Annotated in this window: 14 protein-coding genes; 8 read left to right on the top strand and 6 right to left on the bottom strand. The window is 70.5% G+C overall.

Going from position 1 to position 17,844, the window contains the following annotated elements; all coding sequences use genetic code 11:
• The first annotated feature begins 6 nt into the window (after positions 1 to 6).
• The 6 genes from ACTJKJ_RS19970 to ACTJKJ_RS19945 are packed head-to-tail and all read left to right on the top strand — an operon-like array spanning position 7 to position 7,033.
• Entirely contained in the window at positions 7 to 1,575 is a 1,569-nt protein-coding gene (locus ACTJKJ_RS19970; RefSeq protein ID WP_440821510.1) for an acyl CoA:acetate/3-ketoacid CoA transferase, read from the top strand.
• Positions 1,572 to 2,387, top strand: a complete 816-nt coding sequence (locus ACTJKJ_RS19965; RefSeq protein ID WP_183479499.1) for a crotonase/enoyl-CoA hydratase family protein — start codon at positions 1,572 to 1,574, stop codon at positions 2,385 to 2,387. Before ACTJKJ_RS19970 ends, ACTJKJ_RS19965 begins: the two co-directional genes overlap by 4 nt.
• Positions 2,384 to 4,234: a feruloyl-CoA synthase gene (locus ACTJKJ_RS19960; protein WP_440821509.1), complete on the top strand. Its 1,851-nt coding sequence runs from the start codon at positions 2,384 to 2,386 to the stop codon at positions 4,232 to 4,234. Before ACTJKJ_RS19965 ends, ACTJKJ_RS19960 begins: the two co-directional genes overlap by 4 nt.
• Before the next feature lie 5 nt (positions 4,235 to 4,239).
• The gene (locus tag ACTJKJ_RS19955; RefSeq protein ID WP_183479495.1) at positions 4,240 to 5,013 is read left to right on the top strand and encodes an SDR family NAD(P)-dependent oxidoreductase; all 774 of its coding nucleotides are present in this window, start codon (positions 4,240 to 4,242) and stop codon (positions 5,011 to 5,013) included.
• A 41-nt stretch (positions 5,014 to 5,054) separates the two neighbouring features.
• On the top strand, positions 5,055 to 6,083 hold the full coding sequence (locus ACTJKJ_RS19950; protein ID WP_440821508.1) for a Rieske 2Fe-2S domain-containing protein: 1,029 nt from the start codon (positions 5,055 to 5,057) through the stop codon (positions 6,081 to 6,083).
• A complete protein-coding gene (locus ACTJKJ_RS19945; RefSeq protein ID WP_440821507.1) occupies positions 6,080 to 7,033 on the top strand; it encodes a PDR/VanB family oxidoreductase in 954 nt (317 codons plus the stop codon). Before ACTJKJ_RS19950 ends, ACTJKJ_RS19945 begins: the two co-directional genes overlap by 4 nt.
• Before the next feature lie 21 nt (positions 7,034 to 7,054).
• On the opposite strand, the gene gtfA is transcribed toward ACTJKJ_RS19945, so the two are convergent.
• The 5 genes from gtfA to ACTJKJ_RS19920 form a co-directional block, all read right to left on the bottom strand.
• Positions 7,055 to 8,551: a sucrose phosphorylase gene (gene gtfA / locus ACTJKJ_RS19940; RefSeq protein ID WP_440821506.1), complete on the bottom strand. Its 1,497-nt coding sequence runs from the start codon at positions 8,549 to 8,551 to the stop codon at positions 7,055 to 7,057.
• Positions 8,548 to 9,891: an MFS transporter gene (locus ACTJKJ_RS19935; RefSeq protein ID WP_440821505.1), complete on the bottom strand. Its 1,344-nt coding sequence runs from the start codon at positions 9,889 to 9,891 to the stop codon at positions 8,548 to 8,550. The genes gtfA and ACTJKJ_RS19935 overlap by 4 nt, the downstream gene beginning before the upstream one ends.
• A 59-nt stretch (positions 9,892 to 9,950) precedes the next feature.
• Positions 9,951 to 12,281 carry a TonB-dependent receptor gene (locus ACTJKJ_RS19930; RefSeq protein ID WP_440821504.1) on the bottom strand — a complete coding sequence of 777 codons (2,331 nt, stop codon included), beginning with the start codon at positions 12,279 to 12,281 and terminating at the stop codon, positions 9,951 to 9,953.
• Between the two features lie 300 nt (positions 12,282 to 12,581).
• Positions 12,582 to 13,628 carry a LacI family DNA-binding transcriptional regulator gene (locus tag ACTJKJ_RS19925; protein ID WP_440821503.1) on the bottom strand — a complete coding sequence of 349 codons (1,047 nt, stop codon included), beginning with the start codon at positions 13,626 to 13,628 and terminating at the stop codon, positions 12,582 to 12,584.
• Between the two features lie 133 nt (positions 13,629 to 13,761).
• Positions 13,762 to 14,541, bottom strand: coding sequence for a GH12 family glycosyl hydrolase domain-containing protein (locus tag ACTJKJ_RS19920; protein WP_440821502.1), 780 nt, complete (start codon positions 14,539 to 14,541; stop codon positions 13,762 to 13,764).
• Positions 14,542 to 14,825: 284 nt separating this feature from the next.
• Between ACTJKJ_RS19920 and yqhD the strand changes: the two genes are divergently transcribed.
• Both yqhD and ACTJKJ_RS19910 read left to right on the top strand, forming a co-directional pair.
• The gene (gene yqhD / locus ACTJKJ_RS19915) at positions 14,826 to 15,989 is read left to right on the top strand and encodes an alcohol dehydrogenase (RefSeq protein WP_440821501.1); all 1,164 of its coding nucleotides are present in this window, start codon (positions 14,826 to 14,828) and stop codon (positions 15,987 to 15,989) included.
• A gap of 53 nt (positions 15,990 to 16,042) precedes the next feature.
• Positions 16,043 to 16,948: an AraC family transcriptional regulator gene (locus ACTJKJ_RS19910; protein ID WP_440821500.1), complete on the top strand. Its 906-nt coding sequence runs from the start codon at positions 16,043 to 16,045 to the stop codon at positions 16,946 to 16,948.
• A gap of 25 nt (positions 16,949 to 16,973) precedes the next feature.
• On the opposite strand, the gene ACTJKJ_RS19905 is transcribed toward ACTJKJ_RS19910, so the two are convergent.
• The gene (locus tag ACTJKJ_RS19905; RefSeq protein WP_440821499.1) at positions 16,974 to 17,750 is read right to left on the bottom strand and encodes a hypothetical protein; all 777 of its coding nucleotides are present in this window, start codon (positions 17,748 to 17,750) and stop codon (positions 16,974 to 16,976) included.
• Between the last annotated feature and the right edge of the window lie 94 nt (positions 17,751 to 17,844).

Genomic DNA, 17,844 nt, shown 5'->3' with positions numbered 1-17,844 from the left:
GCCCCCATGAAGATCATCACCGCCGACCAGGTCGGCCCCCTCGTCAAGGATGGCGCCACCCTCTTCCTCGGCGGCCTGGCCATGATGGGCCTGGCCGAGGAAGTGCTGCAGGGACTGGAGCGCCACTTCCTCGCCACCGGCCATCCCAGCCAGCTCACCACCTGGGCCTGCGGCGCGATCGGCAACGCCGGCAGCGGCGGCATGGCCCACCTGGCCCATCCGGGCATGGTCAAGCGCGTCGTCGCCGGCCATTTCGGGCAGACCGGCAAGGCCATGATGGCCAGGGTCCATGCCGGCGAGGTCGAGGCCTACAACTTCCCGCAGGGCTCGCTGTCCAGCCTCACGCGGCACATCGCCAGCCGCTCGCCGGGCCTGCTGACCAAGGTCGGCCTGGGCACCTTCGTGGACCCGCGGCAGGAGGGCGGCCGGCTCAACGCCGCCTCGCGCGAGGACCTGGTGCGCCTGGTCGAGTTCGAAGGCGAGGAGTGGCTCTTCCATCCCGCTCCGCGCATCGACGTCGCCTTCATCCGCGCCACCTATGCCGACGAGCGCGGCAACCTCAGCATGGACAAGGAAGGCGTGCTGCTGGAGCAGCTCGCCATCGCGCAGGCCGCGCGCGCCTGCGGCGGCATCGTGGTCGCGCAGGTCGAGGCGGTCGTGGCCGCCGGCAGTCTGCATCCCAAGAGCGTCAAGGTGCCGGGCCTGGTGGTGGACTACGTCGTCGTCGCCCAGCCGGAGAACCACCTGCAGACCATCACCACCGCCTTCAATCCCGCCTTCAGCGGCGACGTGCGCGTGCCGCTGGACCGCGTGCCGGCGCTGCCGCTGGACGAGCGCAAGGTCATCGCCCGCCGCGCCGCGATGGAGCTGCGGCCCGGCGCGGTCACCAACCTGGGCATCGGCATCCCGGCCGGCGTGCCGTCGGTGGCGGCCGAGGAAGGCGTGGCGGGCCTGCTCACGCTGAGCGTCGAATGCGGCGTGAACGGCGGCGTGCCCGCGCAGGGTGGCGACTTCGGTCTGGCCTACAACCCCGACTCCATCATCGAGCAGTCCTCGCAGTTCGACTTCTACGACGGCGGCGGCCTGGACTGCAGCTTCCTGGGCCTGGCCCAGACCGATCGCCACGGCAACGTCAACGTCAGCAAGTTCAACGGTCGCCCGGTGGGCTGCGGCGGCTTCATCAACATCACGGCGTCCACGCCGCGACTGGTGTTCTGCGGCAGCTTCACCGCCGGCGGCGTCGAGCTCACCGTTGCCGACGGCGAGCTGCGCATCCACCAGGAAGGCCGCGCGCGCAAGTTCGTCGAGCAGGTCGAGCAGATCACCTTCAACGGCCGCGATGCCGCGCGGCGCGGCCAGGAGGTGCTCTTCGTCACCGAGCGCGCCGTCTTCGCGCTGCGGGAGGAGGGCCTGGAGCTGACCGAGATCGCGCCGGGCATCGACCTCGAGCGCGACGTGCTGGCCCACATGGAATTCCGCCCGCTGATGCGCGACGTGAAGACCATGGACGCCGGACTTTTCCGCGACCATTGGGGTGGCCTGGCCGCCGCCCTCACCTCCGCGAGCCCCGCATGAACGCCGCCACCGACTTCCTCCCCGCCAGCGGCCTGCTGGCCCAGCTCGACCTGCTGCTCATCGAGCATGCCGGCGCCGTCACGCACCTGCGCCTGAACCGCCCCGCCAAGCGCAACGCCATCAACGAGGCGTTGATGCGGCAGCTGCACACCGCCCTGCTCAACCTGCCGGCGTCGACGCGGGCGCTGGTCGTCAGCGGCGAAGGCGCGCACTTCTGCGCCGGCCTGGACCTGTCCGACCTCAGCGAGCGCAGCGTGGCCGAAGGCGTGCTGCACTCGCGCGGCTGGCATGTGGTCATGGATGCGCTGCAGTTCTGCAGCGTGCCGGTCGTGGCGGCGCTGCACGGCGCGGTCGTGGGCGGCGGGCTGGAACTGGCGGCGGCCGTCCACATCCGCGTGGCCGACGAGACCGCCTATTTCGGCCTGCCCGAGGGCCAGCGCGGCATCTTCGTCGGCGGCGGCGGCTCGGCCCGCATCCCGCGGCTGGCCGGCACGGCCTGCATGACCGACATGATGCTCACCGGCCGCGTGCTGGATGCCCACGAGGGCGAGCGGCGCGGCCTGGCGCAGTACGTGGTGCCGCCCGGCGAGGCCGTCGCCAAGGCCATCGAGCTGGCCGGCCGCATCGCGCAGAATGCGCCGCTGTCCAACTTCGCCGTGACCCAGGCGCTGCCGCGCATCGCCGACCTGCCGCAGGCCGACGGCCTGTTCATGGAGTCGCTGATGGCCGCCATCGCCCAGGGCGACGAAGTGGCCAAGCAACGGCTGCAGGACTTCCTGCAGAAACGCAGCCCCAAGATCGTCAAGTCATGAAGCCGCGCTATCGCCCCGTCGCCATCGGCGGCTGCCTGGACCACACCCGCGTCGAGCCGCGCGACGACGGCGGCTTCGTGCTGCGCTCGACCGAGGCGCTGGCGGCCTATCCCCGGCACATGGGCGAGCGCCTCCAGCACTGGGCGCGGACCGCGCCGGACCGGCTCTTCGCCGCGAAGCGCGATCCGGACGGCGCCTGGCGCGCCCTCAGCTACGCCGACATGCTGGCGCGGGCGCGCTCGCTGGGCCAGGCGCTGCTGGACCGGGGCCTGGGCGTGGACCGGCCGCTGGTCCTCCTGTCCGACAACGACCTCCCGCACCTGAGCCTGATGCTGGGCGCGATGTGGGCCGGCATCCCGAGCGTCAGCATCTCGCCGGCCTACTCGCTGGTGTCGACCGATTTCGGCCGCCTGCGCCACATCCTGGGCAAGGCCACGCCGGGCGCCGTCTACGCGGCGGATCCCGGCTACGCCGCGGCCGTCGAGGCCGTGGTCGACGCCGGCACCTGCGTGATCCTCGGCGAAGGCCGGCTCGCCGGCCGGGCCACGGAGCGCTTCGACGACCTGCTGGACACCGCACCGGGGCCTGCACTGGACGCCGCCCATGCGCAGGTGGGTCCGGACACCATCGTCAAGCTGATGTTCACCTCGGGCTCGACCAAGGCGCCCAAGGGCGTGATCGTGACCCAGCGCATGTGGTGCGCCAACCAGCAGATGACGCTGCAGACGCTGCCCTTCCTGGCGGAGGAGCCGCCGGTGGTGCTGGACTGGCTGCCGTGGAATCACACCTTCGGCGGCAATCACAACCTGGGCATCGTGCTCTACAACGGCGGCAGCCTCTACATCGACGAGGGCAAGCCGGTGCCGGGCCGCTTCGAGGACACGCTGCGCAACCTGCGCGAGATCGCGCCGACCATCTTCTTCAACGTGCCCAAGGGGTATGACGAGCTGGTCTCGGCGCTGCGGGCCGACACCGCGCTGCGCGACCACTTCTTCAGCCGGCTGCGCCTGGCGGAATGCGGCGGCGCGGGGCTCTCGGCCAAGACGCTGGACGCCTTCAACCAGCTTGCCGAGGCGGCCATTGGCGAACGCATCCGCCTGGCCGCGGGCCTGGGCATGACCGAGACCGCCCCGACCTGCACCTTCGCCATCCCCGAGGACAGCCGGCCCGGCTTCATCGGCTGCCCGGTGCCCGGCGTGGAGGTCAAGCTGGTGCCGGCCGGCGACAAGCACGAGGTGCGCTTCCGCGGCCCCAACGTGATGCCCGGCTACTGGCGCGAGCCCGAGCTGACGCGCGAGGCCTTCGACGACGAGGGCTACTACCGCACCGGCGACGCCGCGCGGCCCGCCGATCCCGCCGACCCGGCCCAGGGCCTGATGTTTGACGGTCGCATCGCCGAGGACTTCAAGCTGTCCACCGGCACCTTCGTCAGCGTCGGCCCGCTGCGCGCCCGCGTGGTCGCGCTGGGTTTCCCCTGCGTGCACGACGCGGTCGTCACCGGCCTGGGGCGCGACGAGATCGGCCTGCTGATCGTGCCGCGCCTGGGCGAGGTCCGCCGGCTGGCGGAGCTGCCCGACAGCCTGCCCGCCGCCCAGGTGCTGGCCCATTCGATCGTGCGCGGCTTCTTCCAGGACCTGGCCGACCAGCTCTGGGCCCAGGGCACGGGCAGCGCCAACCGCCCGGCGCGCCTGCTGCTGCTGGCCGAGCCGCCATCCATCGACGGCGGCGAGATTACCGACAAGGGCTCGATCAACCAGCGCGCGGTGCTGAGCCGCCGCGCGGCGCTGGTCGAGCTGCTGCACGAGGCCGCCGACGGCCATCCCGACGTCATCACCCCCCACCGCTGACCACCATGAACCTCACTGGACAAGCCGCCCTCGTCACCGGCGCCGGCTCCGGCCTCGGCGAAGCCGTCGCCCGCACCCTCGCCGCCCAAGGCGTTCGCGTCGCGCTGCTCGACATCAACGAGGCCGGCGCGCGCCGCGTGGCCGACGACCTTGGCGCCGACCGCGCGCTGGCGCTGCGCTGCGACATCACCGATGCCGCCTCCGTCACCGCCGCGCTGGACGCCGCCACGGCCGCCCACGGCCCGGCCCGCATCCTCATGAACGTCGCCGGCATCGGCACCGCCAAGCGCATCGTGCAGCGCGACGGCTCGCCGGCGCCGCTGGAGGACTTCGAGCGCGTCGTGCGCATCAACCTGATCGGCACCTACAACATGACGCGCCTGGCGGTGAGCCGCATCGCGGCGCTGGCGCCGCTGGCCGACGGCGAACGCGGCGTCGTCGTCAACACCGCCTCGGTCGCGGCCTTCGATGGCCAGGTCGGCCAGGAGGCCTACTCGGCCTCCAAGGGCGGCATCGTCGGCATGACGCTGCCGCTGGCGCGCGACCTCGCCCAGTTCGGCGTGCGCGTCTGCACCATCGCGCCCGGCCTGTTCGCCACCCCGCTGATGAAGGAATTGCCCGAGGAGGTGCAGCAGAACCTGGCCGCGGCCATCCCCTTCCCCAAGCGCCTGGGCCTGCCCGAGGAATTCGCCGCGCTGGCCGCGCACATCGTCGCCAACGGCCACCTCAACGGCGAGGTCATCCGCCTCGACGGCGCGCTGCGCATGGCGCCGCGCTGAGCGCGCCGGTCCCGCCCCAGGTCCGTTCCCGAGGAGTTCCCATGTTCATCACCAACACCTGGTACGTCGCCGCCCGCAGCGAGGAGGTCGGCACCGACAAGCCGCTGGGCCGCAAGGTCTGCAACCACGCGATGGCCTTCTTCCGCGACAGCGCCGGCAGCGTCCGCGCGGTGGAGGATTTCTGCCCGCACCGCGGCGCGCCGCTGTCGCTGGGCCGCGTGAACGGCGACACCCTGGTCTGCGGCTACCACGGCCTGGCCATGGGCGGCGACGGCAGGACCGTGTCCATGCCCTGCCAGCGCGTGCGCGGCTTTCCGGCCATCCGCAGCTTCCCGGTCCATGAGGCGCACGGCTTCATCTGGGTCTGGCCGGGCGACGCCGCGCAGGCGGACCTGGCCGCGCTGCCGGCCTTCGAGTGGCTGGGCAACCCGGCCTTCGGTTATGGCGGCGGCCTGTACCACATCGCCTGCGACTACCGGCTGATGATCGACAACCTGATGGACCTCACCCACGAGACCTACGTGCATGCCGGCAGCATCGGCCAGAAGGAGATCGACGAGATCCCCTGCACCACGCGCGTGGACGGCGACCACGTCATCACCGAGCGCCACATGCAGGGCATCGAGGCGCCGCCGTTCTGGCGGATGGCGCTGCGCATGAACGGCCTGCCCGAGGACCAGCCGGTGGACCGCTGGCAGATCTGCCACTTCACGCCGCCCAGCCACATCATGATCGAGGTCGGCGTGGCGCTGGCCGGCCACGGTGGCTACGAGGCGCCCGACGAGGTCAAGGCGGCGAGCTGGGTGGTGGACTTCATCACCCCGGAGACCGACACCTCCATCCACTACTTCTGGGGCATGGCGCGCAAGTTCAAACCCCAGGACCCGGCGCTCACCGAGCAGATCCGCGAAGGCCAGGGCCGGATCTTCGCCGAGGACCAGGAGATGCTGGAGCGCCAGCAGCAGAACCTGCTGGCCTGGCCGCAGCGCCAGCTGCTGATGCTCAACATCGACGGCGGCGGCGTGCAGTCGCGCAAGGTCATCGACCGGCTGATGGCGGCGCGGGCATGAGCGCGCTGATCCCCGTCCGCATCCAGGCCAAGACCACCACCGCGCAGGACGTCTGCGCCGTCACCCTGGTGGCCGCCGATGGCGGCGCCCTGCCCGCGTTCACCGCCGGCGCGCATGTGGACGTCCATCTGCCGGGCGGCCTGATGCGGCAGTACTCCCTCAGCAACGATCCCGCCGAGACCCATCGCTACGTGCTGGGCGTGCTGCGGGAAGCGACCTCGCGCGGCGGATCGCGCGCGGTGCATGAGCAGTTGATGCCGGGCCAGACGCTGCAGATCGGCGCGCCGCGCAATCATTTCCCGCTGGTGCCCTCGGCGCGTCGCAGCCTGCTGATCGCCGGCGGCATCGGCATCACGCCGCTGCTCGCGATGGCGCGCCAGCTCGCCGGCACTGGCGCGGACTTCGCGCTGCATTACGCGGCCCGCGACCTCGAGCGCATGGCTTTCCGCGCGGAGATCGAGGCCAGCGCCTGGGCCGGCGCGGCCCGCTTCCACGCCGGCCCGGACCGGCTGGACGTGCCTGGACTGCTGGCGGCGCAGGCCGCCGACACGCATGTCTACGTCTGCGGCCCCAAGCGCCTGATCGACGCCGTGACCGAGGCCGCCCGGGCGCTGGGCTGGGCGGGCGACCGGGTGCATCACGAGTTCTTCGCCGGCGCCGAGGCACCGCCCCCGGGCCAGGACCGTCCGTTCGAGCTCGAGCTGCGCTCGGGCCGCGTCATTCCCGTGGCGGTCGGCCAGAGCGCCGCGCAGGCGCTGATCGCGGCGGGCATCCCGCTGCTGACGTCCTGCGAGCAAGGCGTCTGCGGCACCTGCCTGACCGGCGTGCTGGCCGGCGAGCCCGAGCACCGCGACCTGTACCTCACGCCGGAGGAACAGGCGGCCAACGACCAGTTCACGCCCTGCTGCTCGCGCGCACGGAGCGACCGGCTGGTGCTCGATCTCGGCTGAGCGCGCGAGGGTTGAAGTCCTTCAGCCCAAGCGCAGCGAAGTCTCCTCGCCCGAGGCCCCGGAGAAGCGCAAGCCGTGTCGCGCCGGGTCCTTGAAGTCGATCCACAACTCGGCCTGGTGCTCGCCGTGGGTCCAGGCGAGTCGAAGCTCCTCGTCGCTCCCGCCGCGCATCTCGAACTGGCCGTTGAAGGCGGGATGCGCGTTGCGCAGCTCGATCAGTCGCAACAGCTGCTGGACCACGTCCGCGCGCAGGCGTTCGTCGATCTCCGCGCGGGTGTAGTGATGGCGGTTGATGTCGCGCCCGACGCCGGTGCGCTGCAGCAGCGCCAGGTCGTTGCGCCCGGCCAGCAGGCCGACGTAGTACACCTGCGGAATGCCCGGCAGGAAGAACTGGATCGCGCGCGCCAGCAGGTAGTCGCGCTCGTTGCCGCCCAGCGCGTCGAAGAAGGTGCAGTTGACCTGGTAGAGGTCGAGGTTGGAGGCCGCCGCGCCGGTGGCCAGCCGGCTCTCGCCGCGGCTGTTGCAGTGGATCCATTCAACCAGCGCATCCAGCTCCTCGGGCGGCACCAGTCCCGGCGATCCCGCTCGGTCGGCGGCGTCCGCGCCGATGTCGATGATGCCGATGCCGTCATGCGTGTCGAGCACCGTCAGCGCATTGCGCGGCCGCATGGCCGCCCACTGCTTCAAGGGCCCGGCGGTGCCGAAGGCGAAGGCATGCAGCACCAGCGGCGGCAGCGCGAAGTCGTACACCCAGTCGACCTGGCGCGCGATCTCGATCTGGCGGCGGTAGTAGCTGTGCACCTCGACCAGCACCTCGATGCCCAGCGCCCGCGCCTTCGCGCTGAAGGCGGAGATGAAGTCGAAGGTCTCCGGCATCATGAAACACGAGCGCCCCGCGCGCTTGATCGCATACCCCGCCGCATCCAGCCGGATGCTGCGGATGCCCACCGAGGCAAAGCGGCGCAGGATCGCGTCCAGGTAGGCCTCGCCGCTGGGATGCTCGACGTCGATGTCGATCTGCTGCGGCGTGAAGGTGGTCCAGAAGAGGCGCCGCGCATCGCCCGCCGGCAGCATCGTCAGCGGCAGACCGGGACGCGGCCGGTAGACGGCGGTCAGCAGCGCCTCGTTCGCGCCGTCGGGGAACACGGCGTCCAGCGTCAGGAACAGGCCGGCATGCTCGGACGCCTCGCCGCGCGCCTGGTAGTCGAGGAACTGCGGCGACTGCGAGGACATGTGGTTCACGATCACGTCGGCCATCACGTCGAGTCCGCTCTCCGGTGCCGCCAGCGCCGCCAGGTCGGACCAGTCGCCCAGGCGCGGATCCACCCGCGTGTGGTCGATCGGATCGAAGCCCGCGTCGGCGCCGTCGATCGGATGGAAGAACGGCAGCAGGTGCACGCCGCCGAAGCGGCCGCGCAGCGGATTGCTCTCGCCCTGCGTCAGCAGCGCCTGCAGCGCGCGCAGGTCCCCGCCGCCCAGGCGGTCGACATAGGTGATGAGTTGGACTTGGTTCTTCATGGACGGTCGAGGGTGGCGGGGGGCGGGAGCGACGGCGCGCGCGCGGGCGCCTTCACCCGCAGCGTCGCCAGCGCGGCCAGCAGCATCAGCGTGCCGGCCAGGCGCAGCACGTTGGCGGGATCGCCGCGCAGCACCGTGTCGTAGAGCAAGGGCAGCGTGAGCATCTGCAGCAGCATCGGGATCACGATGAACATGTTGAAGATGCCCATGTAGACGCCGGCCCGCTCCGGCGGAATGCAGCCGGCCAGCATCACGTAGGGATTGCCCATCATGCTGGCCCAGGCCACGCCGATGCCCAGCATCGGCACGAACAGCCAGGCGCGCTCGCGCACCAGCGGCAGGCTCCACATCGCGATGCCGGCGGCCACCAGGCAGGCCGCATGCACCCGTCGCGCGCCCAGGCGACGCGTCAGCGGCAGCATGGCCAGGGCGGCGAGGAAGGCGACGAAGTTGTAGAAGCCGCCGATCTGCCCGTTGAGCAGGCCCGCCTCGCGGAAACCGGCCGAGGACGCGTCGCTGGTGCCGAACAGCGAGCGCGCCAGGCTCGGCACGATGTAGATCCAGTAGCACATCATGGCGTACCACTGGCACAGCTTCATCCACCACAGCCGGCGCATCGTCTCGGGCATCTCGCGCAGCGCCGAGACGATCTCGCCGACGATGGCGCCTGGCGTGCGCGGCTGGGCGCGCAGCGCGTCGAGCGCGCGCGGCGTCATCGGCAGCTCCGGCACGCGGCGCACCGACCACCACACCGTGGTGAACGACAGCAGCGCGCCCAGCCCGAAGGCCACCGTCGTCGTCTGCGGGATGTGGTTGCCGCCGACCGCGTCGCGGCTCATGCCCATCGCCACCAGCAGCGAGGGCGTCAGGTAGGCCAGCGTCTGCGCCAGGCCGGTGAAGGCGCTCTGGATCATGAAACCGGGCACGTGCTGCGATTCGTCGAGCCGGTCGCTGACGTAGGCGCGGTAAGGCTCCATCGTCATGTTGTTGGCCGCGTCGAGGATCCACAGCAGCCCCGCGGCGAACCACAGCGCCGGGCTCATCGGCATCAGCAGCAGCCCCAGGCTGCACAGCAGCGCGCCGAACAGGAAGTACGGCGTGCGCCGGCCCCAGCGCGTGACCGTGCGGTCGCTGACCGCGCCGACCAGCGGCTGCACCAGCAGCCCGGTCACCGGGCCGGCCAGCCAGAGCAGCGGCAGCGTGGCCTCGTCGGCGCCAAGGTACTTGTAGATCGGACTCATGTTGCTCTGCTGCAGACCGAAGCTGAACTGGATGCCGAGGAAGCCGACATTCATGTTGACGATCTGCGCCAGGCTCAGGCGCGGCTTGATGCCGTTCATGGCTGCTCCGGTGCGGCCAGCGCGGCCCGCCAAGGGGTCGGATCGTGCATGCGCGGACCTCAGAAGTCGATCTTCAGCGTGGCGCGCAGCGTGCGGCCGTTGAGCGCCCGGGCGGCGTGGCCGTCGCCCTCGATCTCGGTGTAGGCCAGCTTGTCGAACAGGTTGTTGGCCGACAGGCCCAGCATGATCTTCTCCGTCAGCGCGTAGTTCACGAAGGCATTGACCACCGCATAGGACTTCATCGTGATGGTGTTGGCATCGTCGCCGTAGGACTTGCCGGAGCCCACCACCGCCGCGCCCAGTTCGAGGTCGCCGATGGTGTACGACGGCGCCAGCTGCCACACCAGCGCGGCCTGCCGGCGCGGCTTGTTGCCCACCAGCGCCGGGTCGTTGGCGCTGCGGATGCGGGCATGGGTCCAGGTCGCGCCGGCGGTCAGCCGCCACGGGCCGCTCGTGTACGCGCCTTCCAGCTCCAGGCCGCGGGCGCGGTAGCGGTTGGCGGTGAAGGTCCGGGTCGTGACCTCGTAGTTGCTCTCATTGGTGCGGGCATCGAAGGCGGTGACGAACAGGCTCAGGCCGGACTTGTCGCGCCACTTCAGGCCGAGCTCGGTCTGGTCGATCTCGTTGATCGCCACCGGCACGGAGCCGTCCAGCGGATTGCCATAGAGCAGGCGATCGGCGGAGAAGGCCACGCCGTTGCTGACGCGCCCGAACACCGCCAGGTCGCTGCTGACCGCGTAGTTCACGCCGCCCGAATAGGAGGTGTGGGAGACCTTGTAGTCCACCTCCTGGCGCGAGGCCGGATCCCAGTTGCGCGTCTGGGCATTGCCGGCCAGCGTGTAGCCGCTGGCCCGCTGGCCGTCGCGGCGCACGCTCAGGTCGACGTTGACCGGGCCGCCCTCCCAGGCCAGCGCCAGGTAGGGGGAGGTCTGCGTGTACTGCACGTCGAAGGTCCGCGCGCAGCAGCCGCCCCAGGTGTCCCAGCCGCTGCTCACCGGCAGCGTCGAGGGCTGTCCGGCGGCATCGACGACGCGCGCGCCGTTGTTGCTGAAGCTCAGGTTGTACTGGTTCCAGAACCAGGTCTGCGCCACCTGCTGCACGCCGTTGAACAGGCCGCCGAGCACGGTCGCCGATCCGCCGGCCAGCGCGAACTTGCGGCTCAGCTTCAGGTCGTTGAAGGTGTTGCCCAGGTCGTCCAGCGAGGTGTTGAACAGCGTGCCGGTGAAGAAGGCGTTGCTGCCGTTGTTGCCGTTGTCCGCGGGGAACAGCGCCATGAAGCGGCCCGAGTTGCTGCTACGGCGGAAGCGGTCCTCCAGCGTCCAGCCCTGGCCCAGGTCCAGGCTGGTCTCCAGCCCGATGGCGAAGCTCTTGACCCGCAGCCCGTCGCGCGTGCTCGTGGTGACGGGATTGCCGTTCCTGTCGACGGTGGTGTCGGCGGGCAGGCCCGAGGTCAGGAAGAAGGCCTGGCGCGGATCGATGCCGGCGACGGTCCGGATCTGGCCGTTCACGACCTGCACCGGCACCGGCATCAACGAGGGCGTGCGGTCGTCCAGCGCCTTGAGGTTGAGCCGCAGGTAGCCCGCGTCGAAGGTCTGGGTCAGGTTGGCCTTGATCTGCCCGCCCTGCTCCAGCGTGCGGCCGGTGGGACGGCCGCCCTCGCCCTGGCGCTGGAAGCCGCCGATGTGGAAGCTGGTGCCGCGCCCCAGCGAGCCGCCGTAGTCGGCCTCCACGCGCCACAGGCGGTGATCGAGGCCGCCGGTCAGCGCCATCGATCCGCCCTGCTCGCCCTTGCCGGTCTTGCTGATGAAGTTGATCAGGCCGCCCGGCGAGTTGCTGGCCAGCGTCGAGGCCGAACCGCCGCGCACCACCTCCAGCCGGTCGATGTTGACGTCGGCGCGCAGGAACTGGTCGGCGGTGCCGAAGGCGATGTCGCCGAACAGCAGCACCGGCAGGCCGTCCTCCTGGATCTGCACGTAGCGCGAGCCGCCCGCCGACAGCGGCACGCCGCGCACGGTGATGTTGGCGTTGCCCTCGCCGCCGGAGGACTCGGAGCGCAGGCCCGGCACCGCGCGCAGCAGCTCGGCCGCGCTGGTCGCGCCAGTCTTGGCGATCTGCTCGCTGCCCATCGAGCTGATGGACAGGCTCTGCTTCATCTTGCTGGTCCTGGTCGAGGTCCCGGTCACGACGACCTGGTTCAGCGACAGCGCGTCGGTCGACGCCTCCTGGGGCGCCGCAGCGGCGGCTGGCTCGCTGGCGCGCTCATTGGCCGAAGCGGGCGCGGCGGCCGGCGGCGCGGCCTCGGGCGTGGCGGTCTGGCTCCAGGCGGCGGGGAAAGCCAGCGAGAGGGCGATCGCCAGCGGCAGCCGGCGCAAGGGCGAGGAAGGACGCATGTCGGGTGTCTCCGGTCGTTGTGCCGCACCGACCTCGACGTGAGTCGGCGTGGATCGCCGCACTGGTGGCGGCCTGCATGCATTGTGGTCGACTCGGCCGTCAATTGCAATCGATTGCAAAACAGCGAAAACCCTAAGTCATCGCTCAGGCAGACATTAGTTTGACGGCATGAAAAAGCATCAAACAGCGTATTGAGCGAACTTCACTCTACGGTATCGGGTGCAATCTGGCGCAATCGAATGCAATCGGTTGCATTCGATTTTGCAAAGTGCCGTGGCGCGCACGTCCGCACCCGGGCCTTAGCCCTTTGCACGCAGCGAACTGTCGCGGACGACGAGGTGGACCGGCAGCGTCAGCGGCGCGACGCGCTCGCCGGCGAGCATCTGCATCAGCGCATCGACCAGCGCCTCGGCCGCCTCGGCCACCGGCTGGTGGACGGTGGTCAGCGCGGGCGTGCCGTAGGCGGCGAGCGCCATGTCGTCGTAGCCGGTGACGGACACGTCCGCCGGGACGGATCGCCCCGCCGCGCGCAGCGCGCGCACCGCCTCCAGAGCCAGCAGGTCGGAACAGGCCATCACCGCGTCGACCTCCCGGTGCGCGGCGAAGAAGGCCTCGATCGGCGCCCGCGCGGCGGCCGGCGCGAAGGAGACCGGCAGCTCCAGCGCCGGTTCGGGCGCGAGGCCGGCGTCGCGCAGCGCCTGCCAGTGGCCCTGCCGGCGATGCAGCACCTCGGGCAGCTGGGCATCGCCGAGGAAGGCGATGCGGCGGCGGCCGGCCTCGAGCAGGTGCCGCGTGGCGATCAGCCCGCCCGCATGGTTGTCGCCGCCGACGGTGCAGTAGAGCTGCTGCGGCAGCTCCGCGCCCCAGACCACCACCGGCATGTGGCGCGCGGCCAGCTCGTTGAGCTGGTCGTGATGGCGCCACTGGCCGATCAGCAGCAGGCCGCAGGCCTTGCCCATCTCGACGCCGCGCACGGCCTGGTCGAGGTGGTCCGCGTCGACGCGCGACAGCAGCATGTCGAAGCCGCGCGCGGTCAGCACGTCGGCGATCGCGCCGACGATGGTGAGGAAGAAGGGATCGGAGATGTGCTGGCGGGAGTCGCGGTCGTAGGGCACGACCACCGCGACGGTGCGGTTCTCCTGCAGCCGGAAGCTCTTGGCGCCGAGGTTGATGGTGTAGTTCAGCGACTTGGCCAGTTCCTCGACCCGCCGGCGCGTCTCCGCGTTGACCAGCGGACTGCCGTTGAGGCAGCGCGACACCGTCGAGACGGACACGCCGGCCATCCGCGCGATGTCCGCCATCTGCAAGCGCCGCCGGTCGGCGGCCTCCCTCTCATCCGATTTCATGAACACGACCTTCTCGAGCGAATCGGGACGAGTTTCGCAGAAGGTCCGCGCCGCCCGCGGCGGCGCCCACGACGCCGCAGTGCCGCCGCAGTACCGCCGCGGCGAGGCACCGCCCCACCGCGGCGGCGCCGCCTCACTTCACGGTGACGGAGAAGTTCTTCGCACCGAAGTTCATGCCGCCGGCCGAGGAGGTGATCTCGAAGCCGTACTGCACGTCGCCAACGACCAGGTCGCCCATCCAGCCCAGGTTCTTCAGGTAGTTGAGGATGGCGCGCACGTCCACGGTGGTGTTGTTGGTCTTCGTGGTGCGCAGGAAGGAATACACCATGTTGTTGCCGTTGTTGCCGCGGTAGACATTCCAGGTCGAGCCGCCCACCGAGACGTTGGTGTAGACGGGGATCGCGCAGCCCGCGGCGGTCCAGTTGTAGGAGATCGGCTTGACGTTGCCGCAGCCGCCGGCGGTGCCGGTGTAGTTCAGCCACAGCATGATCTCGTGGGCGTTGTTGCCGACCCAGATGTCGTAGGTCGACTCCCAGGCGCCGCCCGAGGGCGTGGTCGCGCTGATGGTGGACGTCAGCGTGGACAGCGAGCTGATCGTGCGGTTCACCGCGTAGCCGATGTGCGGGTAGGACTTGATCCCGCCGGTGTTGGGCTGGTCGGACCAGACGCCCCAGTCGGCGTTCGAGTTGGCCCAGATGGTCTGGGCGCCGGCGGCCAGGTTGCTGCAGGGCGACCAGACGTCGTTGTTGAAGCCGTAGTTGCCGTAGGTCCAGGTGGCGAAGAGATTGGGTGCCGAGCAGGAGGACGTCGCCGGCGAGGAAGCGGCCCAGGTGGCGGCCTGCGCGCCCGGTGCGGCCGCGGCCAGCGTGGTGACGAGGGCGGCTGCGAGCAGCGTGCGATGGGTGAGGTTCATAGGTCTCCGTGTGTTGTTGATGTGAGGATGCCGTGAAGACCGCGCGCGATGTCAGCGTTGTCAGCCGGCCAATTAATTCAGCCCCCAAACAATTAGTTCAACCATCGGGCTTACCCGGCGTCGGCCACCTCCCGGACCGGTCCCGCCGCCTTGCCCATTCATCCCCGCGCAAGCAGGAATGGGCAAGACGAAAGCAGTTTCGTGCCTTGTCGGCTCCTGGGCGCCGGCGGAACAATCCGCCCCATCGAGTCGATCCTTCGATCGCCGCCACGGAGCCGCAAGCCATGAACAACTTCATCCTCAACACCCCCACCAAGATCCTCTTCGGCCAGGGCCAGATCGCCCAGCTCGGGCAGGAGATTCCCGCCGACGCGCGCATCCTGATCACCTACGGCGGCGGCAGCATCAAGAAGAACGGCGTGCTCGACCAGGTCCGCGCGGCGCTGGCCGGCCGCACCGTGCTCGAGTTCTCCGGCATCGAGCCCAACCCCACCTTCGAGACGCTGATGAAGGCCGTCGAGGTGGTCAAGGCCGAGCGCATCGACTTCCTGCTGGCCGTGGGCGGCGGCTCGGTCGCGGACGGGACCAAGTTCATCGGCGCGGCGGCGCGCTACGAGGCCTCGCCGGATGCCTGGGAGATCCTGCTGACCCGCGGCGTCAAGGTCGCCGACGCGGTGAAGATGGGCGTCGTGCTGACGCTGCCGGCGACCGGCTCCGAGTCCAACAACGGCGCCGTCATCAGCCGCCGGGAGACCGGCGACAAGCTGCCCTTCTTCTCGCCCTTCACCTATCCGGTGTTCGCGGTGCTCGACCCGGCGACGACCTACTCGCTGCCGGCGCGCCAGGTCGCCAACGGCGTCGTCGACGCCTTCGTCCACACCGTCGAGCAATACCTGACCTATCCCGCCGAAGGCCGCATCCAGGACCGCTTCGCCGAGGGCATCCTGCAGACGCTGATCGAGGAAGGCCCGCGCGCGCTGACCGAGCCCGAGAACTACGACGTCCGCGCCAACGTGATGTGGAGCGCGACGCAGGCGCTCAACGGCCTGATCGGCGCCGGCGTGCCGCAGGACTGGGCGACGCACATGATCGGCCACGAACTGACCGCGATGCATGGACTCGATCACGCGCAGACGCTGGCGATCGTGCTGCCGTCGGCGCTGGCCTACAAGAAGGAGCAGAAACGCGCCAAGCTGCTGCAGTACGCGGACCGCGTCTGGGGCCTGCGCGAGGGCACTGAAGCGCAGCGCATCGACGGCGCGATCGCGGCCACGCGCGCGTTCTTCGAGCAACTGGGCGTGGGCACGCGCCTGTCCGCCTACGGCCTGGACGGCAGCACCATCCCGGCGATGATCGCCAAGCTCCAGGAACACGGCGGCACGGCGCTGGGCGAGCACCAGGACATCCGCCTCGAGGACAGCCAGCGCATCCTCGAAGCGGCCCGCTGAGCCAGCAACCTCCCCACGCGCGGCGNNCCGCGCCCGATGTCCTTCCAGATCCCATGGCGACCACCCTCAACGACAGCATCCGCCGGCGCATCGTCGACGCCGCGACCCGCCTCTCGACCGGGTCCTTCGCGACACCCTCCCCGGTGGCCGGCGTGCGCGTGCTCTACACCGAGACGCCGCATCCCCGCACGCCGGTGCTCTACGAGCCGTCGATCGTCATCGTGGCGCAGGGCGCGAAGGTGGGGCACGTGGGCGACCGGACCTTCCGCTACGACGCGGACAACTACCTGCTGCTGACGGTGCCCCTGCCCTTCGAGTGCCAGACGATCGCGAGCCGCAAGGAGCCCTTCGTCGGCGTGTCGATCGACATTGACACGGCGATGCTGCAGGAGCTGCTGATCGACCTGGAGGACGAGGACTTCGACCGTCCCGCCAGCCTCGAATGCCCCGGCGTCAACAGCGCGCCCTTCACCGAGGAGGTGCTGTGCGCGCTCGAGCGGCTGGTCGACGCGATGGACCATCCTCGCGACGCCAAGGTGCTGGGCCGGCTGATCGTCAAGGAGATCGTCTACCACGTGCTGTGCGGCGACAGCGGCGCGGCGCTGCAGGCACTGGCGCACCGGCACACGCACTTCGCGCAGGTGACCAAGGCGCTGCAGCACATCGAGTCGAACTACGCCAAGCCCTTGAACGTCGAGCAGCTGGCCAAACTCGTGAACATGAGCGTGTCCGCCTTCCATCACAACTTCAAGGCGGTCACCAACACCTCGCCGCTGCAGTACGTGAAGAGCTACAAGCTGCACAAGGCGCGGCTGATCATGCTGAACGAAGGCGTGAAGGCCGGGGTCGCCGCCACGCGCGTGGGTTACGAGAGCCCATCGCAGTTCAGCCGCGAGTTCAAGCGCTACTTCGGCGCCACGCCGCTGGATGAAGTGGCGCGGCTGAGGGCACCGCGGTAAGCCGCGCGCCCTCGCCGCCCCGGGCTCACTGCCCGCCGGTCTTGCCGGCCTTGGCCTCGGCCGAGGTGCTCGCGCTGCCCTGCCCGCTCACCCGACCGCCGTCCCGGCTGGCCTGCGCGGTGCCCGAGGCCTTCGCGCTGCCACTGGCCTGCGCGCCGTGGGCGCGCTCGGGCGAGGCTGGCGTAGAAGGTGACGCCGGCGAGGAAGGCGAGGAAGGCGAAGGCGTGGAAGTCGTCGTGGAAGGCGTGGAGGTCGAGCCGGTACCACTCGTTGCCACGGCGGTTCCTTCCGCGCCCACCTGATGGGCCTGGCCCGCCGTGTGATCCAGTTGGCCACCAGCTGCGCTGGCAGCACCCGCCGCGCGGGCGACACCTTGTTCGGCGCGTTCGTTCAACGAGGTCGTCGCACCGGCGGCCTTGTCCTGCGCCCGTGTCGCGAGATCCTGCGCGCGGCCGACGCCGTCCTGAGCGCGCTCCGTGGCCTTGCCGCGCGCGGCTTCGACGCCGTCACCCACCCGGCCCGTCGCTTGCTGCGCGCGATCGCTCACCTTGCCGGCCGCCTGGTCCGCGCGGTCCCGCGTGTTCTGCAGCGCATCGCGGCCGCGGCTCAGGTCCGGCCGCTGGCCCAGGCCTCCCATCCCACCCAGGCTGCCGCCGATCTGCCCGCTGGCGCCGCCGGAGAGGCCCCCACCGCCACCGAGCAAGCCCGCATGCGCCGGCTGCGCCAGGGCGCCGAGGACCGCCACCAGAGTGCCTGCCACCACGGGCCAAAGACTTTGGGTCTGCTTCGAAATTGCGTTCATGTCGATCTCCTGGTTCGAGAGCCGCGGAACCGTTCCGCGGCCTGCACTGGGAGAACGACGCGGCCGGGTCGCTTCTTCCCGGCCAGTTGCAACC

This window comes from Roseateles sp. 22389, from assembly GCF_052044995.1.
Taxonomy (GTDB): Bacteria; Pseudomonadota; Gammaproteobacteria; order Burkholderiales; family Burkholderiaceae_C; genus Roseateles.
This window is presented reverse-complemented; position numbering and strand designations above follow the sequence as displayed.